24 protein-coding genes and 1 other RNA gene are annotated in these 24,071 nt (G+C 61.1%); 14 read left to right on the top strand and 11 right to left on the bottom strand.

What is annotated here, in order from left to right:
- Window positions 1-67 precede the first annotated feature (67 nt).
- A complete protein-coding gene (locus tag C6Y62_RS06815; RefSeq protein WP_173953305.1) occupies window positions 68-2,173 on the bottom strand; it encodes an alpha/beta hydrolase in 2,106 nt (701 codons plus the stop codon).
- A gap of 252 nt (window positions 2,174-2,425) precedes the next feature.
- Between C6Y62_RS06815 and ffs the strand changes: the two genes are divergently transcribed.
- From ffs to C6Y62_RS06845, 6 genes are all read left to right on the top strand, one after another.
- An RNA gene (gene ffs / locus C6Y62_RS06820) (signal recognition particle sRNA small type) lies at window positions 2,426-2,521 on the top strand.
- 159 nt (window positions 2,522-2,680) lie between these two features.
- Complete coding sequence (locus C6Y62_RS06825; protein ID WP_173953306.1) at window positions 2,681-4,597, top strand: DNA polymerase III subunit gamma/tau; 1,917 nt, start codon at window positions 2,681-2,683, stop codon at window positions 4,595-4,597.
- Window positions 4,598-4,624: 27 nt separating this feature from the next.
- On the top strand, window positions 4,625-4,945 hold the full coding sequence (locus C6Y62_RS06830; protein ID WP_173953307.1) for a YbaB/EbfC family nucleoid-associated protein: 321 nt from the start codon (window positions 4,625-4,627) through the stop codon (window positions 4,943-4,945).
- A gap of 51 nt (window positions 4,946-4,996) precedes the next feature.
- Window positions 4,997-5,467: a YbhB/YbcL family Raf kinase inhibitor-like protein gene (locus tag C6Y62_RS06835; RefSeq protein ID WP_173953308.1), complete on the top strand. Its 471-nt coding sequence runs from the start codon at window positions 4,997-4,999 to the stop codon at window positions 5,465-5,467.
- Entirely contained in the window at window positions 5,467-6,261 is a 795-nt protein-coding gene (locus tag C6Y62_RS06840) for a M15 family metallopeptidase (RefSeq protein WP_173953309.1), read from the top strand. The genes C6Y62_RS06835 and C6Y62_RS06840 overlap by 1 nt, the downstream gene beginning before the upstream one ends.
- A 64-nt stretch (window positions 6,262-6,325) precedes the next feature.
- Window positions 6,326-6,532, top strand: a complete 207-nt coding sequence (locus C6Y62_RS06845) for a hypothetical protein (protein WP_068463449.1) — start codon at window positions 6,326-6,328, stop codon at window positions 6,530-6,532.
- Between the two features lie 133 nt (window positions 6,533-6,665).
- On the opposite strand, the gene C6Y62_RS06850 is transcribed toward C6Y62_RS06845, so the two are convergent.
- From C6Y62_RS06850 to C6Y62_RS06860, 3 genes are all read right to left on the bottom strand, one after another.
- Complete coding sequence (locus tag C6Y62_RS06850; protein ID WP_173953310.1) at window positions 6,666-7,757, bottom strand: glycosyltransferase family 4 protein; 1,092 nt, start codon at window positions 7,755-7,757, stop codon at window positions 6,666-6,668.
- On the bottom strand, window positions 7,757-8,548 hold the full coding sequence (locus tag C6Y62_RS06855; RefSeq protein ID WP_173953311.1) for a UDP-2,3-diacylglucosamine diphosphatase: 792 nt from the start codon (window positions 8,546-8,548) through the stop codon (window positions 7,757-7,759). Before C6Y62_RS06855 ends, C6Y62_RS06850 begins: the two co-directional genes overlap by 1 nt.
- Window positions 8,549-8,785: 237 nt before the next feature.
- Window positions 8,786-9,664: a transporter substrate-binding domain-containing protein gene (locus C6Y62_RS06860; protein ID WP_246274440.1), complete on the bottom strand. Its 879-nt coding sequence runs from the start codon at window positions 9,662-9,664 to the stop codon at window positions 8,786-8,788.
- A gap of 91 nt (window positions 9,665-9,755) precedes the next feature.
- Here C6Y62_RS06860 and C6Y62_RS06865 point away from each other — a divergent pair, with 91 nt between their 5' ends.
- The gene (locus tag C6Y62_RS06865; protein WP_173953312.1) at window positions 9,756-11,432 is read left to right on the top strand and encodes a glycosyltransferase; all 1,677 of its coding nucleotides are present in this window, start codon (window positions 9,756-9,758) and stop codon (window positions 11,430-11,432) included.
- On the opposite strand, the gene ligD is transcribed toward C6Y62_RS06865, so the two are convergent.
- Window positions 11,403-13,496, bottom strand: a complete 2,094-nt coding sequence (ligD, locus tag C6Y62_RS06870) for a DNA ligase D (protein WP_173953313.1) — start codon at window positions 13,494-13,496, stop codon at window positions 11,403-11,405. The genes C6Y62_RS06865 and ligD overlap by 30 nt on opposite strands.
- A 186-nt stretch (window positions 13,497-13,682) precedes the next feature.
- On the opposite strand from ligD, the gene C6Y62_RS06875 reads away from it, so the two are divergent.
- Together C6Y62_RS06875 and C6Y62_RS06880 are read left to right on the top strand one after the other, a co-directional pair.
- Window positions 13,683-15,029, top strand: a complete 1,347-nt coding sequence (locus tag C6Y62_RS06875; protein WP_173953314.1) for a histidine kinase — start codon at window positions 13,683-13,685, stop codon at window positions 15,027-15,029.
- Window positions 15,026-15,688, top strand: a complete 663-nt coding sequence (locus C6Y62_RS06880; protein WP_068463417.1) for a response regulator — start codon at window positions 15,026-15,028, stop codon at window positions 15,686-15,688. Before C6Y62_RS06875 ends, C6Y62_RS06880 begins: the two co-directional genes overlap by 4 nt.
- A 182-nt stretch (window positions 15,689-15,870) precedes the next feature.
- Here C6Y62_RS06880 and rnk read toward each other — a convergent pair whose 3' ends face one another.
- Both rnk and C6Y62_RS06890 read right to left on the bottom strand, forming a co-directional pair.
- Window positions 15,871-16,290: a nucleoside diphosphate kinase regulator gene (rnk, locus tag C6Y62_RS06885; protein ID WP_173953315.1), complete on the bottom strand. Its 420-nt coding sequence runs from the start codon at window positions 16,288-16,290 to the stop codon at window positions 15,871-15,873.
- Between the two features lie 698 nt (window positions 16,291-16,988).
- Window positions 16,989-17,411 (bottom strand): MarR family winged helix-turn-helix transcriptional regulator, encoded by a 423-nt coding sequence (locus tag C6Y62_RS06890; RefSeq protein WP_068463412.1) that lies wholly within the window; start codon window positions 17,409-17,411, stop codon window positions 16,989-16,991.
- 230 nt (window positions 17,412-17,641) lie between these two features.
- On the opposite strand from C6Y62_RS06890, the gene C6Y62_RS16615 reads away from it, so the two are divergent.
- Window positions 17,642-17,767: a hypothetical protein gene (locus C6Y62_RS16615; protein ID WP_276509967.1), complete on the top strand. Its 126-nt coding sequence runs from the start codon at window positions 17,642-17,644 to the stop codon at window positions 17,765-17,767.
- Between the two features lies 1 nt (window position 17,768).
- Here C6Y62_RS16615 and C6Y62_RS06895 read toward each other — a convergent pair whose 3' ends face one another.
- Window positions 17,769-18,182, bottom strand: coding sequence for a DUF488 domain-containing protein (locus C6Y62_RS06895; RefSeq protein WP_173953316.1), 414 nt, complete (start codon window positions 18,180-18,182; stop codon window positions 17,769-17,771).
- Window positions 18,183-18,460: 278 nt separating this feature from the next.
- Here C6Y62_RS06895 and C6Y62_RS06900 point away from each other — a divergent pair, with 278 nt between their 5' ends.
- Window positions 18,461-18,925, top strand: coding sequence for a group III truncated hemoglobin (locus C6Y62_RS06900; protein WP_173953317.1), 465 nt, complete (start codon window positions 18,461-18,463; stop codon window positions 18,923-18,925).
- 42 nt (window positions 18,926-18,967) lie between these two features.
- Window positions 18,968-19,312 carry a ferredoxin FdxA gene (fdxA, locus tag C6Y62_RS06905; protein ID WP_068463407.1) on the top strand — a complete coding sequence of 115 codons (345 nt, stop codon included), beginning with the start codon at window positions 18,968-18,970 and terminating at the stop codon, window positions 19,310-19,312.
- A gap of 128 nt (window positions 19,313-19,440) precedes the next feature.
- Here the strand turns inward: fdxA and C6Y62_RS06910 are convergent, their stop codons facing one another.
- Both C6Y62_RS06910 and C6Y62_RS06915 read right to left on the bottom strand, forming a co-directional pair.
- On the bottom strand, window positions 19,441-19,917 hold the full coding sequence (locus C6Y62_RS06910) for a cupin domain-containing protein (RefSeq protein ID WP_173953318.1): 477 nt from the start codon (window positions 19,915-19,917) through the stop codon (window positions 19,441-19,443).
- A gap of 25 nt (window positions 19,918-19,942) precedes the next feature.
- The gene (locus C6Y62_RS06915) at window positions 19,943-20,215 is read right to left on the bottom strand and encodes a hypothetical protein (RefSeq protein ID WP_173953319.1); all 273 of its coding nucleotides are present in this window, start codon (window positions 20,213-20,215) and stop codon (window positions 19,943-19,945) included.
- Window positions 20,216-20,433: 218 nt separating this feature from the next.
- Here C6Y62_RS06915 and C6Y62_RS06920 point away from each other — a divergent pair, with 218 nt between their 5' ends.
- Both C6Y62_RS06920 and C6Y62_RS06925 read left to right on the top strand, forming a co-directional pair.
- Window positions 20,434-21,843, top strand: a complete 1,410-nt coding sequence (locus C6Y62_RS06920) for a sensor histidine kinase (RefSeq protein ID WP_173953320.1) — start codon at window positions 20,434-20,436, stop codon at window positions 21,841-21,843.
- Window positions 21,843-22,499 (top strand): response regulator, encoded by a 657-nt coding sequence (locus C6Y62_RS06925; protein WP_068463398.1) that lies wholly within the window; start codon window positions 21,843-21,845, stop codon window positions 22,497-22,499. Before C6Y62_RS06920 ends, C6Y62_RS06925 begins: the two co-directional genes overlap by 1 nt.
- A 55-nt stretch (window positions 22,500-22,554) precedes the next feature.
- Here the strand turns inward: C6Y62_RS06925 and C6Y62_RS06930 are convergent, their stop codons facing one another.
- On the bottom strand, window positions 22,555-23,559 hold the full coding sequence (locus C6Y62_RS06930) for a zinc-dependent alcohol dehydrogenase family protein (protein ID WP_173953321.1): 1,005 nt from the start codon (window positions 23,557-23,559) through the stop codon (window positions 22,555-22,557).
- Window positions 23,560-24,071 lie beyond the last annotated feature (512 nt).

Genomic DNA, 24,071 nt, shown 5'->3' on the forward strand with positions numbered 1-24,071 from the left:
GGCCGATCGCAGTCGGTCCGGGCTTTTTCAGATCAGTGCATCGCGCCGACTGGCGATGTGTCGTCGATTACGGCACAGTGCCTGTTGCGGTCGGAGCAGCGGCCGGTGTTTCGGCTGCGGGCGCGGGTGGGCGGAAGCGCGGCGGCGGCAGCTTGCGGTCGAAACCTTCCTTCACCTTTTCCTTCGCGTCGGCCAGCAAGCCTTCCGGGTTGGCTTCCCAGTACTTCTTGTTTGAAACGCCGACGTAAGGCTTGGCGGTAAACAGCTTGCCTTCCGGATCGCGCTTGCTCGGATCGCCCGAAGGCTTGCCGGTGATGACGGCCTGGATGTCATTCAGGATGACCTTGTCGTCCACGTAATCGGAGTGGGTGTAGGTGAAGAACTTCCAGAAGTCATACTTCGGCGGTGTCTTGTCGATGACATAGACGTTGCTGGCGTTCACATACAGCGGCTCTCCCCACGGCACGTGGCCACCTGCGCGGTCGTTCAGGCCGCGCAGTAGCGATGACAGCCACAGCACCCAGTCGCCGCCGGATGTGTAGATCGTCACCCGCTCGGCCAGCTTGGCCCAGGTGTTGATCTTGGTGTTGAACACGGACGCTGAGACGTCAGGCGCGGCGAACACAACCTGACCGAGCCGCAGGGTGCCTTCATCCTGACGGCGGCCGTCGAGGATCGAGCGGATCGAGCCCATCACACGCATCAGCTTCTGTGAGCCCATGGAATGGGCGACAATATCGAGCGTGCGGATGTTGTTGTCGCGCAGGATGGCGGCGATGAACGCCTGCAGTGAGCCCTCGGCTTCCTCGGCGTTGTCAGCATCCTGCAGATAGCGCAGCGGGCTGCGGACGCTGGGCCACGAGAACATATAAACGCGGCCCTTGTAGTCGGCGCCGCCCGCGATCTGCGCTGTGGCCTGCAACGCCTCGTAGAACGAGTTATTGTAGCCGTGGATGACCAGCAGCGCGTGCGTTGCATCTTCCGCTGCGGCGGTATCGACCAGACGCACATAATTTTCCGTGCTGCGGTCAATCGGATCGGTCAGCAGTTTGATGCGTGCGTTGGCCGCCCGCGCGCCGCCCTGCCATGCGCCGCGGTAGGTGTTATTGCCGCTCGACAGCGACATGCGCGGGTTCACCTGGATGCAGCCGATGGTGAGCTTGTCGCTCGGCGCGTTGGCAAACATGGTCGTCATGTCGCCCTTGGGGTCGGCGATGGCGCGCGTCGTTGCGAACACCACGCGCACACCACCACGCCGGGCGCGACGCTGCGGGCCGAACACGCACTCTCGCGTCGTCAGCTCCTGCCAGCCGTTCTGATCGTAGAAATCCGACGCGACGATGTTGAACACGGCCCGCGCGATCAGTGACCATGCAACTTCGGTCTCCGTTGGCGCGCGTGCGCCAGCCAGTCCGGCGGTGAACAGTTTGGCGATCTGCTTCTGGATCTTCTCAAGCTTCGCGGCGGCCAGAATTTCCGGCGGCGGCACAAAATTCGCCGGCGGGCGCATGTCGAAGCGGATGTAAATGCCGCGCTGGCCGCCCTGATATTCGAAGTTCATGTTGTGGAAGTAATAGCGGTTGCCCCAGCGGTTGCCGGCGCCCTCCGCAATCACCTCGGAGCCGGAGTTGTGCAGATAGGTCAGCGTCAGCGCGTTGTAGGCCTGGAACCCGCGCGTAAATGAGCTGGTGGAAGATTCGCGGCTGGAGACGCGGAACACATCGATGGCGACGCGGCTTTGGCCGGGGTGATCGTATTCCTGCCAGGTCGCGGTTGAGGGCTTGGGCTCCGGCGGCAGCAGTCCGGCCGGGAATGTCATCTTCAGGTTGTTGACCGGATTGATGACCTGCTTGAAGCCGATGAACTTATAGACCGCATCGTTGTTGTGCTTCAGGCTGGCGCATTCGCCCTCGGTCAGCACCGCGTCTTCGCCGCCGGGCAGCGCGTTGGCGGTGCGGAAATCGACGATGGCCTCGCGCAGCATCTTTTCGTTGGCGCGGCCGATTTCGGCGGCCAGGAAGCCTGACAGAATAAGATGGCGCTGAATCTCCTTGTCGCGGAGCTGGAGGTCCAGGTCGTCGCCATTGGGGCAGGCAGCCATAGCCATGGTCGGAAACGCGGCAGCCGTAATGGCCGCCACTACGCTGGCACAGAGCGACGCAAAGTACTTCATATGCAATTGGTCCCCCAACATAATCGCGTCCGCGAGCCTAATTGGCCTGCGGGCGGAGTCAATTCCGGTTGCCCGATCCGGTCCAGTCGCGCTCAGGCCGGTGTCAGTGGCGATCGCCACCGGTCTTTCTGCCGCAAGCCTAAGCCCGAAAAATGACGGCCCATGGCGGCCCATGGGGTGCGGCGTGGAAGAAGTTGGGGAGAGGAGCCTGAAGGCTTGTAAGCGGAGGCGGCAGCAGCCATAATCAGCGCGGGAGGTTGGCGGCGGGCGCATCCCTCGCCAACCGGGTCAGGTCCGGAAGGAAGCAGCCCTAACGATTAGGACGCGGGTCGTTCGTCAGCCTCCTCTATTATTTCTGCTCACGGGCCGATCGCTTGCCGCTGTGCGACGAGCTGCCCTCCGCGAGGGCGCGACCTGTCATCCGAGCTAGCTCGGCTGCGCCGGGACGGTCGCCTTGCTCCCATGGCTCATTCGCTGCAATGGCCCATGCGGACCAAAGGTAGAGACATGGCCGGCAATAATTCCCAAGGTTCGGATCAGGCGCAGGCGGCGGCGAAGCCCTATGTGGTGCTCGCCCGCAAGTATCGTCCGCAAAGCTTCGAGGATCTGATCGGCCAGGAGGCGATGGTGCGCACGTTGCGCAACGCCTTCGCATCGGGCCGCATCGCCCAGGCCTACATGCTCACCGGCGTGCGCGGCGTCGGCAAGACAACCACCGCGCGCATCGTCGCTCGCGCCCTCAACTATGAAACCGACACCGTCACTGCGCCCACCTTCGACATGCCGGTGCTGGGCAAGCATTGCGCCGAGATCATCGAGAGCCGCCACCCGGACGTGATCGAGATGGACGCCGCCTCCAACACTGGCGTCGACAACATCCGCGAGCTCATCGAAAGCGCGCGCTACAAGCCGATCATCGCCCGCACCAAGGTTTTCATCATCGACGAGGTTCACATGCTGTCGAAGGGCGCGTTCAACGCCCTTCTGAAGACGCTGGAAGAACCGCCCGAGCATGTGAAGTTCATCTTCGCCACCACCGAGATCCGCAAGGTTCCGGTCACGGTGCTGTCGCGCACGCAGCGCTTCGATCTGCGCCGCGTCGACGTGCCGGAGCTGGCCGCGCACTTCACCGGCATCGTCACCAAGGAAGGCGCCACCGCCGAGCCCGACGCGCTGGGGCTGATTTCCCGCGCCGCTGAAGGTTCGGTGCGCGATGGCCTGTCGCTGCTCGATCAGGCGATTGCCATGGGGCAGGGCAACGTCGGCGTTGAAGCCGTGCGCGCCATGCTGGGCTTAGCCGATCGCGGCCGCATCTTCGACCTGCTGGAGCATGTGTTCCGAGGCGACGCCAAAGCCGCGCTGCTGGCGCTGGATAACATGCACCGCGACGGTGCCGATCCGGTGCAGCTTGTCGCCGATCTGGCCGAGGCGGTGCACACCGCAACGCGCATCAAGGCCGTAGGCGCCGATGCCGGCAGCGACGGCCTGAGCGCCGAGGAGCGCCGCCGCGCTGCTGCTCTGGCTGAGCGCCTTTCGACGCCGCTGCTGTCGCGCGCCTGGCAGATGTTGCTGCAGGGCGGCGATGAGGTTGGCCGTGCCGCCAATCCGCGCGCCGCCGCTGAAATGCTGCTGATCCGCCTCGCCTACACCGCCGATCTGCCCTCCCCGGATGAACTCATCCGCATGCTGGGCGGCGAGGGCGCGTTGGCGCGTTCGTCACGGTCCGCAGCGCAAGCCGGTTCTGCGCCATCACGCGATGCGCCGCTCAACAGCGCCGCAATGCCGCCGCGCTCCGAACCGTTCACGCCAACGGCGCGCGAAATTCTGGAGCCGTCATCGGCCTCCAGTGCGCACGTTGATCATGCGCCCGCGCCTGCGCGCGCGCCGCTCTCGCCCGCCGACCGGCCGATCCCGTTCGAGGACGATGGCGGCTTCGGCGACGACGACGGTTTCGATGCCGAATATGACGCTTCGCTCAACGCGCTGATGGACGATCAGAACGCAGCGCCCGTAGCCGTGCCTGCCGCCGATCCGCGCTCGTTCGAGGACGTCATTGCTCTTGTCGGCGAACGCCGCGACATGATGCTGAAGATGAACCTTGAAGATCGCGTCAGTCTGGTGAAGTTCGATGCCAATTCCGGCGCGATTGATTTGTTCCTGTTGCCCGGCGCGCCGCCCCAGATCGCCAACGAACTGCGCGAAAAGCTGAACGCCTGGACGGGCCGCAAATGGGTTGTCGTACTGTCGCGCGAAAAGGGTGCGCGTCCCGTTGGCGAGGTCAATCGCGAGCGTGAGGCAGCCGAGATCGAAGCGCTTAAATCCCATCCGGCCGTGAAGGCGGTGTTTGGGCATTTCCCGGACGCAAAAATATCGAACATCCGGCCGTTGCCGCGCAGCGAGCAGAACAAGTCGCGCACCGGATAACAATTTTTCTCAGCGGAGCTAGGCGAGATGAAAGACCTGATGGGCATGATGAAGCAGGTGGGCCAGATGCAGGCTCGCGTGCAGAAAATGCAGGAAGAGCTGGCGTTGATGGAAATCGAAGGCCAGTCGGGTGGTGGCCTCGTCAAGATCACCTTGTCTGGCAAGGGCGACGTGCGCCGCGTGCAGATCGATCCAAGTCTGGCCAAGCCCGACGAGGTCGAAATCCTTGAAGATCTCATCGTCGCTGCATCGGCCGATGCCAAGGGTAAGCTCGACGCCGCGATGCAGGAGAAGATGCAGGAAGTCACCGGCGGCATTGCGCTGCCCCCCGGCTTGAACCTGTTTTAAGCCGCGCCGCATCGGCAGCGATTGACGTCACGCGCACAAGGGAGAGCGGCCATGGCACTCGGCATCTCAGCTCCGGCGTTTCAGGATGGCGGCGAAATTCCGGCCGCCTTCACCTGCGAGGGCCGCGATCTATCACCTGCGCTGACATTCTCCGGCGTACCCGGCGAGGCGAAGAGCCTGGCGTTGATCGTCGATGATCCCGATGCGCCCGATCCCGCTGCGCCGAAAATGACATACGTGCATTGGGTGCTGTTCGATCTGCCGCCCGATACGCCGGGGCTGCCCGAAGGCGTCACGTCGTTGCCGGCTGGCGCGAAAGATGGCCTCAACGACTGGAAGCGCACCGGGTATGGCGGCCCGTGTCCGCCGATCGGCCGCCACCGTTACTTCTTCAAGCTCTACGCTCTGGATACAACGCTTTCGCATCTCGATCGGCCAACCAAGGCGGAGCTGCTGGCGGCGATGCAGGGACATGTGCTGGCGGAAGCGCAGATCGTCGGCACCTATCAGAAAGCCGGCTGATGATGGCGCGTCAGCACAACGTGCTGGATGCTGCGCGCTGCGCATTGCTGCTGGCAATGTGCGTTGCTGGTCTGGTGTTCAGCACCGATTCCGCCGTTGCTGAATACAAATCGCCGCACAAGTCGTTCGTCGACGCTCAATCGCTCATCCCTGATCTCGTCGTCGAAATGCGTTATGTCACCGCGCAGAATTTTGTCGGCAGGCCGATCCCCGGCTACAACGGCGCGCGCTGTCTGCTTACGCACCGCGCCGCCAAGGCGCTGCAATGCGCGGCGGATGTGCTGCGCCCGCGCGGCTATGCCATCAAGGTCTATGATTGCTATCGTCCGCAGCGGGCGGTGAATGCCTTTGTCAACTGGGGGCGCAATCTGCGCGACCAGAAGATGAAACAGGCGTATTATCCAGAAGTCGATAAGCGCAACCTGTTCCGCGACAGTTTCATTTCATCGCGCTCCGGCCACAGCCGCGGCAGCACCGTCGATCTCTCCATCGTGCCGCTGGCAACGCATGATGTTCCGTTTGAGGCTGGCGACAGCGTCGTGCGCGCCTGCGATTCCAACAGCGGCAAACGCACCGATGACGGCAGCGTCGATATGGGAACGGGCTTCGATTGTTTTTCAACGCTGTCGCATACGCGATCGCAGAAGGTCAGCGACGTACAACGCCAGAACCGCACCATTCTGCGCGACGCCATGTCGGCGTGTGGCTTCCGCAACCTTTATAGCGAGTGGTGGCATTACACGCTGCGCAACGAGCCCTATCCGAACACTTATTTCGACTTCCCGGTGGAATAGTCAGTAACCGTTGCCATCTATGTTCGTGGATACCTGTTGAGGCTTGAACGGCGAGGAACCGTAAATGGCATTTGAAGCGTTGAAGGCGGAAGTCGGTTTGTTGTTCACGCAAATGCAGAACGAGCCGACCGATCGGCACGAGCTTTATCTGCAGCTGACGGAAAAGCTGAACGAGCTGAAGGCTTTCGGTATGCCGTTGCCGCAGGATCTGGTCGAGATGGAAAAGAATCTTGAGGCAGAGTTCGCGGCCGAGAAACGCGAAGCTCAATAGCGCACCGCTAGCTACCCCCCAATCATGCGCCAGCGGCCGGCTCCGCGCAGCGGAGTCGCTGGCGCGAGAAGACAATCATGCGCCAGCGGCCGGCTCCGCGCAGCGGAGTCGCTGGCGCTAAGAAAAGAAAAACTCAATGCGTCGCGCGTGGCTGCTGCCGGATCGGAGCTCGCGATGCCGCCATTGGCGACGGCAGATTGCGCCGTGCGCACGCCCGTGCTTCGCCGGTCAGGCACGCATCTGTGATGTTGGCCAGAAACAGCCGCGCTGCGTTCTCCCAACTGTAATGCGCCGCGCTGGCGCGCACGATATCGCGGTCCAGCCGCAGCGCGGCTAATGCCGCAGCACGCAGGTCTTCCGACAGAATACCGCTCACACCATCGATGACGATGTCGCGCGGTCCGCAAACCGGTAACGCCGCCACCGGCAGACCCGATGCCATCGCTTCCAGCAGAACGATGCCGAACGTGTCGGTACGGCTGGGGAACACGAACACATCCGCTGACGCGTAGCACTGCGCCAGCTCTTCGCCGGTGCGTTTGCCGGTGAATGTCGCGTCGGGATAACGCGCGCGCAGCTCATCAAGCTGCGGTCCCCCGCCCACAACCACCTTGCGGCCGGGCAGGTCGAGATTGAGAAACGCGCCGATGTTCTTCTCTGTCGAGACGCGCCCGACATAGAGAAACACCGGTCCATCGCCGAACAGCCGAATGTCGCGCGGATGAAACAGATCGGTATCGACGCCGCGCGTCCAGGGCATTACGTGCTCAAAGCCGCTGGCCTCAAGCTCGCGCGCTAAAGACGGCGTCGCCACCATCAATCCCGCTCCGGCATTGTGAAACCGACGCAGCAGCGACAGCGTCCAGTTTTCCGGAACGGCAAAGCGTTGACTGAGATACTGCGGAAAACGCGTGTGGAAGCTGGTTGTGAAGCGTATGCCGCGCTTCAGGCAGTAGCGCCGCGCCATCCAGCCGATCGGGCCTTCGGTAGCGATGTGCACCGCGTCGGGCTTCAACGCTTCGAAGCGCTGCGCGAACCGTTTCATGCCCGGCATTGCCAAGCGTATTTCGGGATAGGTAGGGCACGGCAGCGTGCGGAATTCCTCCGGCCCTACGACGGTCATCTCAACGCCGAGCGCGGCGAGCTCGATCGACAAACGCTCGTAGGTGCGCACTACGCCGTTCACCTGGGGGTGCCAAGCGTCCGACGCAGTGAGAATGCGCATCACGCCACCTGCAGGGCTTTGGTCAACTGCTTGGTGATGGATTGATCGCGGGCCTTCACAACGTCGTGCCAGCGGATCAGCTCCATGCGGCCGTCTTCGGTTTCGCCGATCGCCGTGCAGCTCTCAACCCAGTCGCCCGTGTTGAGATAGTGCACGCCGTCCATCTGACGCGAGGCAGCGTGGTGGATATGACCGCAGATCACGCCGTCAACACCGTGCCGCCGCGCTTCATCCGAAAGCGACTTCTCAAACTCGCCGATGAAGTTCACCGCCGTCTTAACGCGCAGCTTCAAATGCGCTGAGAGCGACCAATATCCCAGCCCGAAGCGGCGACGGATAAAGTTCAGCGGATGGTTGAGCCACAGCGCGAACTCGTAACCGCGGTCGCCCAGAAACGCCAGCCAGCGCGCGTAACGCACCACGACGTCGAACTCATCGCCGTGCAGCACCAGATAGCGCTTGCCATCGGCCGTCACGTGCACCGTCTGATGCTCGATCTCGATGCCGCCGAAGTGCTGACCGCAATACGGGCGCAAACCTTCGTCGTGATTGCCGGGAATGAAGATGACGCGCGTGCCCTTGCGCGCCTTGCGCAGCAGCTTCTGCAGCACGTCGTTGTGCGCCTGCGGCCAGATCGGACCGCGCCGGATGCGCCAGAAATCGACGATATCGCCGACCAGATAGATCGTGTCGGCTTCGGTCTCGCGGAGAAAGTCTAGGAGCAAATCCGCCTGAGACGCGCGCGTCCCGAGGTGGACGTCGGAAATGAACAGTGTGCGGTATTGGACCATTGTCCATCCTTTTCAGCAGCAAGGTTGCTTGCGCTTGGATGGCTCCAATGACCGGATTCAGTTTGCAGTATTGTGACAGTCGCGCCGATGCCGCAGGCAATGCGGTTAATCAGGGTTGAAATTAACCGCTGAGGCTCGCCGTTGCTTGGTTGGGGGGCGATCGCGGCACCCGCAGGGGACCGGGCTTGCACTACGCCGGCGCATCCCGCGGCGCCCGCCTGCGAGGCTCTCACGCCCTTAGAAAATCTTCACCGGGAAATAGCGCTCGGTGATCTCTTCCAGCCGTCCGTCGGCTCGCAGTCTGGCCAGTGCCCCGTTCAGCATCGCCTTGATCTGGGAGTCGGTCTTGGGAACCGCAATCGCCATGCCATCGCCGAAAAACTTCGGCTCCAGGTATGGCCCGCCCTTCAGCTCGCAGCAGCGCTTGGATGCGGTGCCGTGCAGCCAGAACACGAGGCTCACGGAGTCATCGAAGATGTAGTCCACCTGACCCTGCAGCAGCGCATCGCGCGCCAGATCGGGGTTTTCAAACGGCCGCACGGCGCTGGACCGGAAGAACGTGCGCACAAACGCTTCGTGCGGAGAATTGCGCGCCACGCCGATGCGCTTGCTCTCCAGCGTTTCCGGGCTGATCTCAGTTTGCTCCGCCGACTTCGGTCCTGCAAAGCGTCCCGGCATCTGGAAATAGCGGTCGCTGAAGTCCACCTCGGTCAGCGCCTGCGGTGTCACCGCATGCGAGGCGATCACCGCGTCGGCATCGCCACGCCGCAGCGCCAGCAGCAGCTCGCCCCACGGACGCACTTTGATATCGCAGGCCGTGTTCAGTTCCGAGCAGATCGCGCGCGCCAGATCCACATTGAAGCCGGCCAGCGACCCATCCTCATCGTAGAAATTGAATGGCGGGAAATCGCCTTCGGTAAGGAAACGCACGACGACACGGCGCGAGGTCCCGTCGCTCTCGCCGGCCACCGGCACATCCTTGGTGGCATCCGGCTCCTCCTGCGCCTGCGCGCCGGCAGGCAGCCACAGCAGCACAGCTATCAAAGCGAAGATGCCAGCCGCCACCGCACGCAGCATCGCTGCCAGATGAAGTGCCGGGGGGTTAACCATGAGCATAGGCCGGGGGCTCCACTTTGAGTCGCGCTCACTATGGTGAAACGCCATACTATGGCAAGATGGCGTCTGGCTCACCGGGGGGAGGGCCGTTGTGCTGAGTAATTCGACCAGAAAAAGCGGTGGATCAACCACCGGCGATAGCGCGCGTGTGGGGACCCGGGCTGAAGCGGATGCTGAAGCTTTGCAGGCGACCCGTCGTCGGCATCTGCGCACGGCCGTCGATGCACTGAAACAGAAAAATCCCGCATACTCGGCCTGTTATGGCCTCTGGCCGTGGCAAAGCTTGGCGCTGCTTGTCATGCTGGTGATCGCCTCGACAGGCGCGATTTTCGCGCCGGAAGCGACGCTTTATGCGCTGCTGGCAATCATGCTGGTGCCGTTTGTGTGCGTGGTCGCCGTCCGTGTCGCCGCGCTGGCGCATGTGTGCCTGCATCGGCCCGTCCAGGCGCTGCCGTTGCCTCCGGCGGATGGTGAGCTTCCGCTCTATACCATTCTGGTGCCGCTGTTCCGCGAGACGGCGGTCATTCCCGGCCTCGTCGCCGCCCTGCGCGCGCTCGACTATCCGGCCGATCGGCTGGAAATAATGCTGATCGCCGAAGAGGTCGATTTAGACACGCAGGTGGCGTTGCGGCGTGCCAAGCTTGATCCGCATATGCAGATCGTTGTCGTGCCGGGCGGTGAACCGCGCACCAAGCCGCGCGCGACGCAGTATGCGCTGCAGTTTGCCAAGGGCGCTTATGTCGTCGTCTACGATGCCGAGGACGAGCCCGAGCCTGATCAGCTGCGCCGCGCGTTGTCAGCGCTCCAGAACGGTGGCGAGCGTCTTGGATGCGTGCAGGCGCGTCTCAACATTCACAATTCAAACCTGAGCTGGTTCTCGCGCCAGTTCACCATCGAATACACCGCGCTGTTCGATGCCATCCTGCCGACGCTCGACCGCCTGCGTCTGCCCGTTCCATTGGGCGGCACGTCCAACCATTTCCCGCGCCATGTGCTCGACGATGTCGGCGGCTGGGATCCATACAACGTAACCGAAGATGCCGATCTCGGCATGCGTCTTGCCCGCCGTGGCTGGGATGTCGGCGTGATACCTTCGACCACCTGGGAGGAAGCACCGACCACGTTCCGCGTCTGGAAAGGGCAGCGCACGCGCTGGCTGAAAGGCTGGATGCAAACCTATGGCGTCCACATGCGCGAGCCTCGCGTGCTGTGGCGTGAGCTGGGTGCCCGTCGCTTCGCAGGCTTTCAGGTGCTGATGGGCGGCATGATCCTCTCCGCGCTGGTGCACCCGTGGTTCTATCTGCTGCTCGCGTTCGAGCTCTGGTCTGGACGCATGCTCACCTTGCCGCAAGGCGCAGTTGGGCAGACATTGCTCGGCGTTGGTTTGCTGAACCTGTGCGTTGGCTATGTCAGCGCCATTGCGCTTGGCACCGTGGCCGCGGCTCGGCGCTCCCGTCTCGATCTTGCAGCCCATGCGCTGATGATGCCGGCCTATTGGCTGCTGATCTCGTTCGCGGCGCATCGCGCGTTGCTGGAGCTGCTATGGGCACCGCACTACTGGGAGAAAACCGAGCACGTCGGCCGTGTTGCTCCGGGACAAAGCCAGCGCGTGCAGTCAGGCGCGGTGATGGTAAAAACTGCAGCGAATGTCACAAGTAGCGAGCGGCTTGCGTCGGGTGATGATCATGCAGCCCAGGCTGAAATTGCCGTGCCGGTTGCAGGCCAGCGTGAAGCGGTATCAGGCAAAGAAACTCAGCGCCTGCTCTGAAATGTGCTGCCGCGTGGTGGTATATTTCGCCCACGGATCGCTGTTCTTTTGCAGCCGCTGCAACATGGTCGGAATGCTGAAGGCATTCGCTGCATCGATTTTCAGCAGCTCGCTCCACGTCACCGGCGCCGCCACGCTGGCGGTGGCACGCGCACGGGGCGAGTAAGGCGCGATGGCGGTGGCACCGCGCTCGTTGCGCAGCCAATCGATGAAAATGCGCCCGCGCCGTTTCGCCTTCGACATCGTCGCCGTGAAGCGCTGCGGTTCGCTGTCGGCCAGTTTGGTCGCAAACCCGCGTGCAAAGCCCTTCACCGTTTCCCAGTCCTGGCTTTGATCCAACGGCGCGATGACGTGAACGCCTTTGCCGCCGGTCAGCAACGCAAAGCTCGTCAGCCCCGCGGTCTGTAACAGTTTGCGGATGTCGATAGCAGCTTCCGCCACAGCGCTGAACGGCACGCTCGGGTCCGGATCGAGATCGAATATCAGGCGTTCGGCGTGCTCAAGATCGTCGGCCGTGGCACCCCATGGATGAATTTCGATGCCGCCGATTTGCGCCACCGCAACCAGACCCGCCGCATCGTCAAGCATCAGATATTGCGCCGTGGTCCCGTCACTCTCCGTAACCGGAACGGATTTTAGCGCGCCGGGCAGGCCCTTTTTCGTGTGCTTCTGGAAGAAGCACTGATCGGCGACGCCTTCGGGGCAGCGTACGATGCTGAGCGGGCGCTCCTGCACAAAGGGCAGCATCCGTCCGCTGGCGGCAAAAAAGTACGCGGCGAGATCCAGCTTGGTGATGCCTTCATCTGGAAACAGCACGCGTTGGGGATGCGTAAGTTTCACACCGGCTATGCTGCCGTCAGTCGATTCCGGCGCGTCTTTCACGCTGGATTTGCGCGGCGCTTTGATGGGCGTGGTTTTCCGGCCCGGCGCCTTCTGCGGGGGTCGCTTCGTTGGCGGATCTTTTTTCGCTGGCGCCTTTGTGGCGGGAGTCTTTTTAACCGCAGCCTGTGTCGCTGATCGAGCCATTGGCGTTTGCACCTCTCTGGCGGGTTTGTCACCGCGCAGGCCAAGAAAAGCCGGATGGCGCAGAATGCCGTCGGCGGTTCTCTCAGTAAACGCAATCTGCGCCACAAGTTCCGGCTTCACCCAGCGAGCATCGCGCAGCACTTCCCGCGGAGCGTCTACGAACGGGCTGGTCTTGCGTTCCAGGCGGTGCAGCTTCGCGCCGAGCTGATCCAGCATCGCCGTGTCGAAGCCGGTGCCGACGCGGCCGCGATAATGCAATTCGCCATCGACAAACTCGCCCAGCAGCAGCGAAGCGAATGGACGGCCCTTCTTGTCGGAGACGCGATAGCCGCCGATCACGAACTCGTCGTTGCCGAGGCATTTTGATTTCAGCCATCCCATGGAGCGCGCCGAGACATAAGGCTTGTCGGCACGTTTGGAGATGATGCCTTCAAGTCCGAGCCGGCAGCATTCGCTCAGTACATCTTGGCCATGGCCGGCTATGTCGGCGCTGTAGCGGATCGCATCGGGTGCGCCCTTGAGCAGTTTGCGCAGAATCTCTTTGCGTTCGCGCAACGGTTCGGCGCGCAGATCCTTGCCGTCGAGTTCGAGCAGATCGAACACATAGTACGTCAGCGGAGCGTGGCTCTGGCGCAGGCCGTTCTGCAGCAGCTGAAAGCGCGAGCGACCCTCGGGGTCCAGCGCAACGATCTCGCCGTCCAGCAGCGCGCTGCTCACACGCAGGCTCAGCAGTGCCGTTGCGATCGACTGGAACTTGTGCGTCCAGTCCTGGCCTGAGCGTGTGTAGATGTGGCACGTCTCACCGCCGATGGCGGCCACGGCGCGATAGCCGTCGTATTTGATTTCGTGCACCCACTCTTCGCCCTCGGGCGGGGCGGTCACCAGCGTCGCCAGTTGCGGGGATATAAATTGCGGCGGTGCAGCGTGATTTTTTTTGACGGCAGTGCTGCGGCTGGGGCGCTCACTGGCCTTCGCGGCTGCATAAGCGGTTGCTACCCCCTTGGGGCCGTTGCCGGGCTGTAAACGTACCGTTGCCATACGCCGTTTACCCTAAAACCGCCCCGTCCTGATGGCGGGCCGCTGAACCAAGGAAATATCGGTTCAGGCTGACATAGGCCCGTAAAACATGTGTTGCGCTCAGGGCAAATTGCCCGCTGAAGCCGCCCTCGACTTCTAATCCAGCAGTGTTCTGTGGCAGCATCGCCCCCCAACTGGGAAAGAAATATGCGCCTTTTAACGCTTCTGTTGATACGTCTCGCGGCCATTGTGCTGCTGTGTCTGGCCTTCACGGTGGCCTGGATCACCCGCGATACCTATCGCGAGATTGAAGCGGATGTCGCCGCCACTTCGGAGCGTATGGGGCAGCATCTGCAGATGCTGCACTGGCAGCACATCATGTCTCGGATGGAGTGGGAGACGCTCTCGACACAAAGCCTGATTTCGCCCGGCGTGTGCGTCACGTATGGTCCGCCGCAGCGTGATGTGCGCACTGTGTGCAGTCAGCTTGAAGCGATTGGACCGCTGCCGCCCGATTGGTTCAGCAGTGTGTACATGGCGGTGTTCGGTGCGCATCAGCCTGTGCAGCAATACCTTTCGATACGCGAGAAAGACGCCGGACTCGTGATCACCTATGCGGATCCGAACGCGTCGTTGCGGCGTGCGTGGCATGAGATCTCAACTGTCGTGCGTGTGTCGGTGCTGATGGCGTCCGGCATCGCGCTGCTTGCGGCGTTTATGATAGGGCATGCATTGTTGCCCGCGAACGCCATCGTCGAAGCGCTTCACAAACTGGAAGATGGACGGCTGCGTCGCCCGATCGGGCGTTTCAAAAGCGCCGAATTCAATCACATCGCCGATGCTGTCAATCGGCTCGCGGACCGCTTGCAGCAGACGAACGCGGAGCGACTTGCGCTGACGGCGCAGCTGTTTCAGGTGCAGGAAGATGAGCGTCGGGCATTGGCCCGCGACCTGCACGATGAATTCGGACAGGCCTTTGCTGCAACTTCGGCGCTGGCGGCGTTGATCGAGACCAACGCTCCCAATGACCGCCCTGACATAGCCGAAGATGCGCGCTCGATCCTACGTACACAGCAGCAGATCATGGATACGCTGCGCACTACACTGGTGCGGTTGCGTTCGCAAAGTATTGAGGAAGTTGGCCTGGAAGCAAGCCTTCGGCAGCTCGTGAGCGACTTTAACCGACAGACGAAAGCCGGCACGGTATATCGTCTTCAGATTGTCAGCGACCTCGCAGCGTTGCCTAAGCGGGCGGCTATCGACGTCTATCGCATCGTGCAGGAATGCCTGACCAATGCATCCAAACACGGCAAGCCATCGGAGGTCACAGTGCGGCTTGAGATTGCCGGCAGTATCGCCTCAGAACTCGCGCTTACGATTGAGGACGATGGCGGTGGTGATGCAAGCCGCGTTCAAACCTCATTCGGCCACGGCATCGTCGGTATCCGCGAGCGCCTTGCTGCATTGGGCGGTGTAATGTCCATAGGTAACGCTCGGCAAGGCATCCGCATCACTGCGACCGTGCCGCTAGCTGCGTCGGAGCTTTGCGCATGAGCGGCATTTCAATTCTGCTCGTCGATGATCATCCGGTTGTGCGCGAAGGTTATCGTCGTCTGCTTGAGCAGCGCGGGCGTTTCAGCGTATCGGCAGAAGCGGAGGATGTTGCGCAGGCCTATCTAGCTTACAAAAAGCACACGCCTGATGTTGTGATCATGGATTTGACGTTGCTGGGTGGTGCCAGCGGTTTGGAGGCGCTGCGCCGCATCCGGGAATGGGACAAGAATGCACGCGTGCTGGTGTTCAGCATGCATCAGGGTGCAGCATATGCGCTGAAGGCATTTGATGCCGGCGCCTGTGGCTATATCACCAAGAGCAGCCCGCCCGACGAACTGATCCGGGCGGTTGAAATCGTGGCTCGCGGCGGCCGCGCGATGAGTGAAGATATTGCGCAAGCGCTAGCTGCTGATCGGCTCGGCGGTAGCAGTTCCGGTATCGGCGATCTTTCAGCGCGTGAGACCGAAATTCTGCGGATGCTAGCAACCGGCCTCAGCAGCGAGACAATCGCTGAGCTGCTCAATCTCAGCCACAAAACAGTTCGCAATCACCACTATGCCATCAAGGCAAAGATCGGCGCGGCGAACGATGCGCATCTCGTCTGGCTGGCAATCAGCGCAGGGATCGTGCCCTCAAGCCAGATCGAGCAGGGGCCGTAATCGCCTCCCACAGCCTCAGGACTACTGTAGGTTTCATGGTGTCACCTATGACATCTACATCTTTGCCATAAGCTGATACGCAAGCTGTTCGGATCGCCAAACACCTTCAAGGCGCACTAATAGAAAAGGCCGCTCCGCGTTGCTGCGGGCGGCCTTGAATTTTTGCTGCACCGGTGTGGATGCTAGCTGGCCAGCAGGGTGCTCGGCTGCTCAACACTGACGACCGTGAGCTCATGGCGCTGGCCGTCGCGCGTTGTCCACGCGATCGACTGGCCGGTCGACAGGCCGATCAGAGCCGATCCGATCGGCGTCATGATGGAAATACGGCCCTGGGCGATGTCAGCCTCAGCTGGATACACCAGGGTCACGCGGCGTTCTTCGCCCGCGTCCGAGCGATAGTTCACCGTCGACTGCATCTGTACAACATTGGCGGGGATGGTCGAGGCAGCGACCACTTCGGCGCGGTCCATTTCGGCCAGCAGCACCTCCGCCACGGCTGGCATGCGCTCCAGCGCGCCCACGGCGAGATCGCTCAATCGCTTATAGTCAACATCGCTGACCATGATGGCAGGCTTGTTCTGCGGATTCGAAACGTCAGCCATAGTCCGTCTGCTCCAGGTGAATGCGCAAATATTCTGGCGCCATGATACGCCAGTCGGCCGATGATTTTTTGAACGCGCCTGTGGGCTAGCTGGCGAAAACGCAAAGCCCGAAAAGCCCCTGGAACTCGGGGCGCACGCGACCGAGCCCCAGGGCTAAAATTCCGCGATCAACACGACCCGGTTTGTGCTCGTTTGCAGTCTTGCCATAGGAGAGAGTCTGTCCGGTTCTGCCGTTTTGTCAATGCCATGTTTCATGGCCAGCGACGCGGGTGCGGGCTTCGGGATGGGGGCCAGGCTGCCGTGGCTAACGCTGCGTGCCAGGATCGCCACATCCGGTCGCCAGATCGATGGCCCGAAGCGTTTTTCAATTCAAAGCATTCTAAATTGTGCTAACTAAGGCGTGCGGGAAGACGACCTGGGGAAATTATCCCGCTTGCGGCGCCCTCACGCCAAAGAGCGCCCCTTTGCGGGCCCGGCGAGCCATCCACGCCGGACCCGCCATAGGGGCTCAGCGGCGCGCCAGGAAAGCGGCAAGGCCGTACGCTGCCGACGCAGGCATCATCGCTTCCCATTTTCCACACGATACTTCGTTTCTGTCGGCGCCCATTTGCTATGGGAGCCGTTTGTTTGCGCGGGCGATCAGGCGCGCAGGTAGGGCTGGCCTTGATGTGGTGGTTTTCCGCCCGGCGTTCGAGACCTCAGTCGAACTGATCGAGCAGTTGGTCGAGAGCCGGCCGAATGCCCTTGAGCTCGCGCAGGTGGGCTGCGGCAAGCTTGTCCATCACACGCTCGGTTTTTGCGGTCAAACGAACCTGAACACGCCGCAGATCAGATTTATCTTTGATGCGAGTGACAAAGCCGTTGCGGACGAGACGATCCACCAGCTCAACAGCGGTGTGATGGCGAATGAGCAGCCGGTCAGCTATTTCCTGGATGCCGATATCGTTGCCCTTCGCCGAGCCCTTGATCGCCAGCAGAGCCTGATATTGCTGGGGGCTTAGTCCTGCGGAATTGGCTTCCTGCTCACTGAACGCGAAGAACTGTCGGAGGGCATGCCGGAAATCGGCGAGGGCTTCGTAGCTTTTCTTGGGAAACGTTTTGCGCGCAGGTGCTTTCGCCATATTGGATCTCTTGTGCGTATCGTTACACGATATAATATGAGAGTTTCGGCAGCCGAATGTCATGGGAGGCTACCTGCTATCATCGTATAGCCCAGAGCGATGTTAGTGCGACTGATTTTTTATAGAAATTTCGTGATCGTGACTATCGTAAGACGATGGCGCGTGAACAAAGTTGGGCAGGCCGCATTGTTTTTAAGCAGCGATGAGCTTTTCTAAGCGGAGCCGGAGCAATGTTTAACAGTAATAGAGAGGATCGCGATCATAAATACGTCGATCCGGGCAGACGGGCAGTTTTCCTTGCAATTCTGATTTTTGGCATCACGCTGATGCACTTCGGCGTCGTGCGTCTCTGGTAATTCAGCGCGCTTGAGCCGGAGAAGTTTGTGGCCGAGGCGCATGCCCGTGCTGCAGGAAATCGAGCAACACTACTGCATTGTTGTGTTCGGTATCGTGCGCAGCGAATAGCAATGTCATCGGTTTAGATTTCGCCAGCTCTCTCAGGTGCTCGACTGCGTCGACGTTTGCAGCCAGCTCCTGCCGGTAGCGGTGTTTGAATTCGTTCCAGCGCTCCGGTTCATGGTGAAACCATTTGCGAAGCTCCGCGCTTGGGGCGGCCTCCTTCATCCAGACGTCCACCTTCGCGGCGTCTTTGCTAAGGCCTCTCGGCCAGAGTCTGTCGACAAGGACGCGCATGCCGTCGTCTGCCGAGGGCGGATCGTAGACGCGCTTGAGGCCGATTGATGCTTGTCGCCGAACTGATCGGGTTGCCATGGGGTTCTGCCGATTGCGAAGCGCTTAAGGAGCCCAAATCCAAAATATTGCAGGCCTAAATCGATAATGCGCAGCGGTGAAGGATTGATCCAACCGGCGGAACGCTCACATGGATTTGATGGCTGGGGCATTTATGCAAATGGACCGTCAACGCCATATGATGCATTAAATATGCATGATATAATACCAACGGCTCCGGCCTTCGGGGCACGGCTCTTCTCTTAGGATAGCTCGTTGGCGCTCCGGATCACGTCGGCGCCGTAAACAAGGACTTGGTGATGGAACGCGCACCGGCCGGTCAAATACGTTGGACAGCTGATCCCCGATCGCCGGGTTTTCCCGTTGGCATCACGGAGGCGACCATACATGCCCTCGTGCACAGCTTTTACGGCCGTGTGCAGCAGGACCCAACGCTGGGGCCAATCTTTGCTGCGCGCGTCGATGACTGGCCTGAGCACCTGGAGAAAATGTGCGCTTTCTGGTCATCCGTGGTCTTGATGTCGGGTCGCTACAAGGGGCGGCCGATGCCGGTGCATGCCCGCATAACGGAGCTGAACGGCGCGCACTTCGAACATTGGCTGGCGTTGTTCCGTGCAACGGCGGCGGAGGTTTGCGAGCTGCCGGCTGCGGCTGTCTTCATCGACAGGGCGGAGCGGATTGCGCAGTCGCTACAGATGGGAATTGCGCTGCATCGGGACGCTGTTGAGAGTATGCGGCAGGTGGAAACAGAGGGCGGCCAGTGAGCGTGACGCCGTCAAACGGCCCGAAATAACTGGGATGCGGCTATGACATATGTCGTCACCGAAAATTGCATCAAATGCAAGTTTACCGACTGCGTGGAAGTGTGCCCGGTCGACTGTTTCTATGAAGGCGAGAACATGCTCGTCATTCATCCGGACGAGTGCATCGACTGCGGAGTGTGCGTGCCGGAGTGTCCGGCCGAGGCGATCTTTTCGGATAGCGAACCGCAGGCCACGGAGCAGTGGCTGGAAATCAATCGCAAATACTCTGAGCTATGGCCGAACATAACCGGCAAGATACCGCCGATGCCGGGAGCTGAAGAAGAAAACGGTCGACCGGGAAAGCTTGCGGAACTGTCGCCTGAGCCGGCGTCAGAAAAGGTTGGCTGACCGCACGCCGCTGCATGCACGCGGTCAGCCACAGTTTGCTTTCGAACAGGCGCGCCGCCAACGGGAGGTGTGCGCACCTCCCGCCGGGATCGGGGAAGCGCCCCCTGACCCGGCGGGATGCTATTTGGCTACTTCTTGATTGCCTTCTTGCGCGGATCGTCATCGGGATTGATGTAAATCAGATCAAACGGTCCGATGGCGGCGACCTGAATGATGGTCTCTTGATCGGTGGTCCAAACGTAGTGCGCATGGTTCGCCGGCAGGGCGAGAATGCCCCCGGCTTCAAGCATCTTGCCCTTGTTCAGATCGGTCTTCTCACCCATTCCGCTGCCCATAGCACCGGACAGGACGGTCACGGTTTCAAAGCCCGGGTGCGTGTGCGGCGGCACGATGTAGTTGGGCGGAAACTTGATGCGCAGAATGAAGAGCCCCGGCTTGTCCGGATCGCCATGGATGAGGGCGGTCTGGCCCCCATTCGGGAACGCGGGATCATCGCGGAAGACGATATCACTCGGGTTCAATTCCTTGGCGCCGTCGGCTGTGCCGTGGGCAAACACGGGGCATGTGATCGCCATGAAGGCGAGCGCAGCAAGCATGGGTTTCATCAGAATCTCCTGAATACGTTTTTTGCTAATGGTTGGCAGTCTGACCGTTAGTCTTGTGATGCGGCGACTGTGTCGAAACCGGTTGCTCAGCTTTTTCGATGCAGAGAGCCGTTTCGAGGCTGGCGAGAAGCGCTTTGAGATTGCTGTCAGAAGAACTCGCCTGCTTCAGTCCAAAACCCAGCAAGGCCAGCAACGCGGCGGTCAGGAGCAGCAACACCAGCGGGAAGGCGCTGCTGAGTTGAGGCTTGCGTCGCCGTAAGCTGCGATCCTCGGCACGGTATGCTTCAGCCTGTTCCATGCGCCCACCTTGCCCAACGCGCATTCTGCGTTGCCGACGGGCTGAACCTTGAAGCGTTCAAGACCCGGTGCGCGTAGGGTGTTATCGCGCCGCGTGAAGGGCAACGGCGATGCCCATGCTGACCGTTGGGCAAATTTCCTGACGTTGGCGCGGAACGCTTCACATGCTGGGAAGCAAGGCATACTTTGCCGGATAGCTGACGCCCGGGATCGCTCTGCATGGACTTGAAATGGCTGCTGATCAGAAGGATCGCATTGGTCGCCATGGCATGTCTGATCGTCGGCGCGCTCCTACTGATCTATCAGAGCGCACTGGCCACAAAGCGGCTGAACCTTGAGCTTGTGGAGGGCGTTGGTCGGCAGATGGATCACCGCCTTTCGATGTACAGCCGCGTCGAGGAAATCCCAGAGCGCTTTCCGGATTGGGATCTGGTGACGACACCGCTGCTGCAGTCCGGCCAGTGTGCTGAACTGCGCGCCAAGACCGGCGAAGTCCAGCATCTGAACTGCGCGGGGCTGGATCGCGCTGCAGTTTCGGCGCCAGCATGGTTTGCCTGGCTTTATCGTCGCGTTGCAGGCGACGGGCTATCGTCATCGGAGGCGCGCCAGATTTTTTATCGGGGCACCGTACACGGCAGCGTTGTCGCCCGTTATGAGCCGATCGCGAGCGCGAGCCTGGCGTGGCACAGCATCGTGCCGTTGCTGGGGTTTGCGGCCGGGCTGGTGGCAGTGCTGTGTCTCATGACATTCCTGGTGATAGATCGCGCGCTGCGGCCATCAAAGCAGATCGTGGATGGGCTTAACCGAATGGCCCGCGGCGACATGACTGTTCGTTTGCCCGCGTTTCGCCTGCTTCAGTTCGATCGCATCAGCGCGGTGTTCAATTTTGTTGCTGCAGAGCTGACAAAGGCAAACGCGGAGCGCGCCGGCTTGGCACGTAGACTGGTTGATGCGCAGGAACGCGAGCGCCGCCACATTGCGCGCGAACTGCACGATGAAATCGCGCAGACGCTAAGTGCGCTAAACGCACAAGCTGCGATATTGCGCACGAAGGCAGAGCGCCAGGAGAGCAGCCTAGCTACAGAAGCGGCAGAGTTGGAAGGCGTGGTTGCGAACCTGATGCAAACTGTGCGGCGTACGTTGACCAATCTGCGGCCGCAGGAGCTTGATGATCTCGGTCTTGTCACGAGCCTTGAGGCGCTCGTGGCGCAATATAATAGGAATGCGGCGGGGGCTACGCGCTTCACGCTGCAAATGGATGGGGCGTTGGACGGATTGAATGCCGAAACGAATGCGCATGTCTATCGCATCGTGCAAGAGGCGCTCACAAACGCCGCCAAGCACGCCAATGCCCGCAGTGTTCAGATCGTGCTGCGCCAGATGGAGAATGGCGTGAACGGATCGGATGCGATCCACCTGCGGATTGTTGATGACGGGATTGGCCGTAGCGAACGCCATGATGCCGGGATGACAGTGACGCCGTCCGTGGGTGGTGGCGCTGGGCTCGTCGGCATACGGGAGCGCGTGGCCGCATTGAGCGGAACATTTTCAGCAGCGCCGGTATCGGGTGGCGGCTTCGCGCTCGAAATCGAATTTCCATGCGCACAGCCGGGAGCATCGGGATCATAATGGTAGCGTCCATTCGCGTGCTTCTCGTCGATGACCACGCCGTGGTGCGTGAGGGCTATCGGCGCTTGATCGAGATGCACAGAGATATCGACGTGGTAGCCGAAGCGGAGGACGCGGCGAGCGGGTACAAGGCGTTCAAGGACGCCAACCCCGATGTCGTCGTGGTGGATATTTCGATGCCCGGGCGTGGCGGCATTGACCTAGTGCGCCAGATCAGGCAACTGAATTCAGAGGCGCGCATCCTGATTTTCACGATGCATGCCAGTGCAACCTATGCACAGCAGGCGTTCAATGCCGGCGCACGCGGGTATGTCACCAAGAGCAGTCCGCCGGACGTTCTGGTTAGCGCAATTCGCAGCGTGTATGCCGGCCGGCCAGCTTTATGTGCAGAAATAAACGAGGTGTTCGCCACCAGCAGGTTGTGCGGTGAAAGCACGGCGCTGGATGATTTATCGCCGCGCGAATTTGAAGTGCTGCGTATGATTTTGGACGCCAAGCCGACAGATGAAATCGCCTCGGCGTTCAATCTCAGTCCAAAAACGATTGCGAACTACCATTACGAGATCAAATCGAAGCTGGGCGTGCGTTCCGATATCGAGCTGGTTTATTTCTGCATGCGGCAGGGTCTGGTGAAGCCGGTTGAGGCCGGCTCCTGATTGCTGATCGACTGCAGCCCAGAGTGCGGGACCATGTGGGCCGTGTTCGATGCAGTTATGTCCGCGTGGGCAGCTCGACAGTCTGCCCCACAACATCGATCGCCACCTTGCCGCGAAGTCCGCGGGCGCTTCCGCCTTCGAGCAATTCGTGTGCGTCGCCGATGCGGGCCAGCGGCAACACCGCGCCGATCACCGGCTTGATCAGGCCGCGTTCGACAAGGTTTGTCAGCGCGTCCAGCTTGCCGCGGTTCTGACGGGTGAACACAAAATGGTAAGCGGCGTTCTTGCCCCAAGCCTCGATCAGGTTCTGTGGCTGCGCGATGTCGACGATGCTGATCACCCGTCCGGCATCTGCAAGTGCGAGCGGGCTTTTGGTCAGGGCATCGCCGCCGATGGTGTCGAACACGACATTCACCCCTTGACCTTTGGTCAGCTCGGCCACGGCTGAGACGTAGTCATCGGAGGTGTGATCGATAGCCTCGTCCGCGCCGAGCGAACGCACAAATTCATGATTGCTGGCGCGCGCCGTTGTGATGACCCGCGCGCCCATCGCCTTGGCAAGCTGGATCGCGATCGTACCAACACCGCCCGCGCCGCCGTGGATCAGAATGGTCTCGTGCACGGCGAGCTGCGCGCGCGTCACAAGAGCTTCCCAGACTGTACCTCCGACCAGCGTGAGGCTGGCGGCCTCAAGGTGGGTGATATTGTGCGGCTTGCGGGCGACCAGTTCGACATCGGCAATGTGCTGCTCCGCGTATGAACCGGGACCGCCGAAGATCTTCGGCGTGTAATAAACCTCGTCGCCGACGTCGACCTCGGTTACGTTCGCGCCCCTCTCCTCCACAACGCCGGAAATGTCGTGACCGGTGATTGCGGGCAGCGGCACGTAGTCGGCGTAGTCACCGCGCCGGATCTGATAGTCCAGAGGATTGATGGCCGTTGCGTGTACGCGCACCCGCACCTGCCGCGGCCCGACCGTTGGCACGGGCACATCCCGCAACTCGAAAGCGTCGTAGCCGCCGAACTTTTCGAGGACGATCGCCTTCATGGTGTCGTTCATGGCTTTACCCTTTCTCAGATCCTAGGTGATGGTAGCCCCCCATTAGCATGCAAATATTTGCGCTGAAACATCAGCGCCCGACATTCCGTAGAATGAAGCGCAACAAATTCTGTTGCACGATTGTCGTCAGACTGATGGGACGGCGATTTGCAGGCGTGGACTGCTGTGGTCCTGAAGCGAGGAAAGCATCGCCGGGGGGTATCGATCTTGTAGCAGGCAGGCATCGCGTGACCAAGTCCGCACGTGTGATCATCGGCGCGCTGATATCTGGAATCTTGACAAAATTATCGATTGGCGGCTTAGAGCAAACCTCCGCTGCTGAGGGCCTGGCAACAAATCATGGACGTTCAAGTTCAGGAAGAAGTCCATCGCATTTGCTCTTCATCGTGAACCGGTCGACACGCACACCGGGGATGAACTCGAAAATTCCAGACGTCAACGTTGCCTGCAGGAACGCACCGCCGACGCTGGAAATGCCATCCGGGTTGGCATCCGCCGTCGTGTTTCCGGAG

Origin of the sequence: Hyphomicrobium sulfonivorans (assembly GCF_013306565.1) — a bacterium.
Classification (GTDB): Bacteria; Pseudomonadota; Alphaproteobacteria; order Rhizobiales; family Hyphomicrobiaceae; genus Hyphomicrobium_A; species Hyphomicrobium_A sulfonivorans.

What these genes read in the sequence shown, in the direction of transcription:
- fdxA (WP_068463407.1), top strand. Translation starts at nt 18,968, where the DNA reads ATGACATATGTCGTCACCGAAAATTGCATCAAATGCAAGTTTACCGAC.
- C6Y62_RS06845 (WP_068463449.1), top strand. Translation starts at nt 6,326, where the DNA reads ATGGCATTTGAAGCGTTGAAGGCGGAAGTCGGTTTGTTGTTCACGCAA.
- C6Y62_RS06910 (WP_173953318.1), bottom strand. Translation starts at nt 19,917, where the DNA reads ATGAAACCCATGCTTGCTGCGCTCGCCTTCATGGCGATCACATGCCCC.
- C6Y62_RS06875 (WP_173953314.1), top strand. Translation starts at nt 13,683, where the DNA reads ATGCGCCTTTTAACGCTTCTGTTGATACGTCTCGCGGCCATTGTGCTG.
- C6Y62_RS06920 (WP_173953320.1), top strand. Translation starts at nt 20,434, where the DNA reads ATGGACTTGAAATGGCTGCTGATCAGAAGGATCGCATTGGTCGCCATG.
- C6Y62_RS06835 (WP_173953308.1), top strand. Translation starts at nt 4,997, where the DNA reads ATGGCACTCGGCATCTCAGCTCCGGCGTTTCAGGATGGCGGCGAAATT.
- C6Y62_RS06815 (WP_173953305.1), bottom strand. Translation starts at nt 2,173, where the DNA reads ATGAAGTACTTTGCGTCGCTCTGTGCCAGCGTAGTGGCGGCCATTACG.
- C6Y62_RS06880 (WP_068463417.1), top strand. Translation starts at nt 15,026, where the DNA reads ATGAGCGGCATTTCAATTCTGCTCGTCGATGATCATCCGGTTGTGCGC.
- C6Y62_RS06900 (WP_173953317.1), top strand. Translation starts at nt 18,461, where the DNA reads ATGGAACGCGCACCGGCCGGTCAAATACGTTGGACAGCTGATCCCCGA.
- C6Y62_RS06840 (WP_173953309.1), top strand. Translation starts at nt 5,467, where the DNA reads ATGATGGCGCGTCAGCACAACGTGCTGGATGCTGCGCGCTGCGCATTG.
- C6Y62_RS06825 (WP_173953306.1), top strand. Translation starts at nt 2,681, where the DNA reads ATGGCCGGCAATAATTCCCAAGGTTCGGATCAGGCGCAGGCGGCGGCG.
- C6Y62_RS06925 (WP_068463398.1), top strand. Translation starts at nt 21,843, where the DNA reads ATGGTAGCGTCCATTCGCGTGCTTCTCGTCGATGACCACGCCGTGGTG.
- C6Y62_RS06930 (WP_173953321.1), bottom strand. Translation starts at nt 23,559, where the DNA reads ATGAACGACACCATGAAGGCGATCGTCCTCGAAAAGTTCGGCGGCTAC.
- C6Y62_RS06860 (WP_246274440.1), bottom strand. Translation starts at nt 9,664, where the DNA reads ATGCTCATGGTTAACCCCCCGGCACTTCATCTGGCAGCGATGCTGCGT.
- ligD (WP_173953313.1), bottom strand. Translation starts at nt 13,496, where the DNA reads ATGGCAACGGTACGTTTACAGCCCGGCAACGGCCCCAAGGGGGTAGCA.
- C6Y62_RS06895 (WP_173953316.1), bottom strand. Translation starts at nt 18,182, where the DNA reads ATGGCAACCCGATCAGTTCGGCGACAAGCATCAATCGGCCTCAAGCGC.
- rnk (WP_173953315.1), bottom strand. Translation starts at nt 16,290, where the DNA reads ATGGCTGACGTTTCGAATCCGCAGAACAAGCCTGCCATCATGGTCAGC.
- C6Y62_RS06830 (WP_173953307.1), top strand. Translation starts at nt 4,625, where the DNA reads ATGAAAGACCTGATGGGCATGATGAAGCAGGTGGGCCAGATGCAGGCT.
- C6Y62_RS16615 (WP_276509967.1), top strand. Translation starts at nt 17,642, where the DNA reads ATGTTTAACAGTAATAGAGAGGATCGCGATCATAAATACGTCGATCCG.
- C6Y62_RS06915 (WP_173953319.1), bottom strand. Translation starts at nt 20,215, where the DNA reads ATGGAACAGGCTGAAGCATACCGTGCCGAGGATCGCAGCTTACGGCGA.
- C6Y62_RS06855 (WP_173953311.1), bottom strand. Translation starts at nt 8,548, where the DNA reads ATGGTCCAATACCGCACACTGTTCATTTCCGACGTCCACCTCGGGACG.
- C6Y62_RS06890 (WP_068463412.1), bottom strand. Translation starts at nt 17,411, where the DNA reads ATGGCGAAAGCACCTGCGCGCAAAACGTTTCCCAAGAAAAGCTACGAA.
- C6Y62_RS06850 (WP_173953310.1), bottom strand. Translation starts at nt 7,757, where the DNA reads ATGCGCATTCTCACTGCGTCGGACGCTTGGCACCCCCAGGTGAACGGC.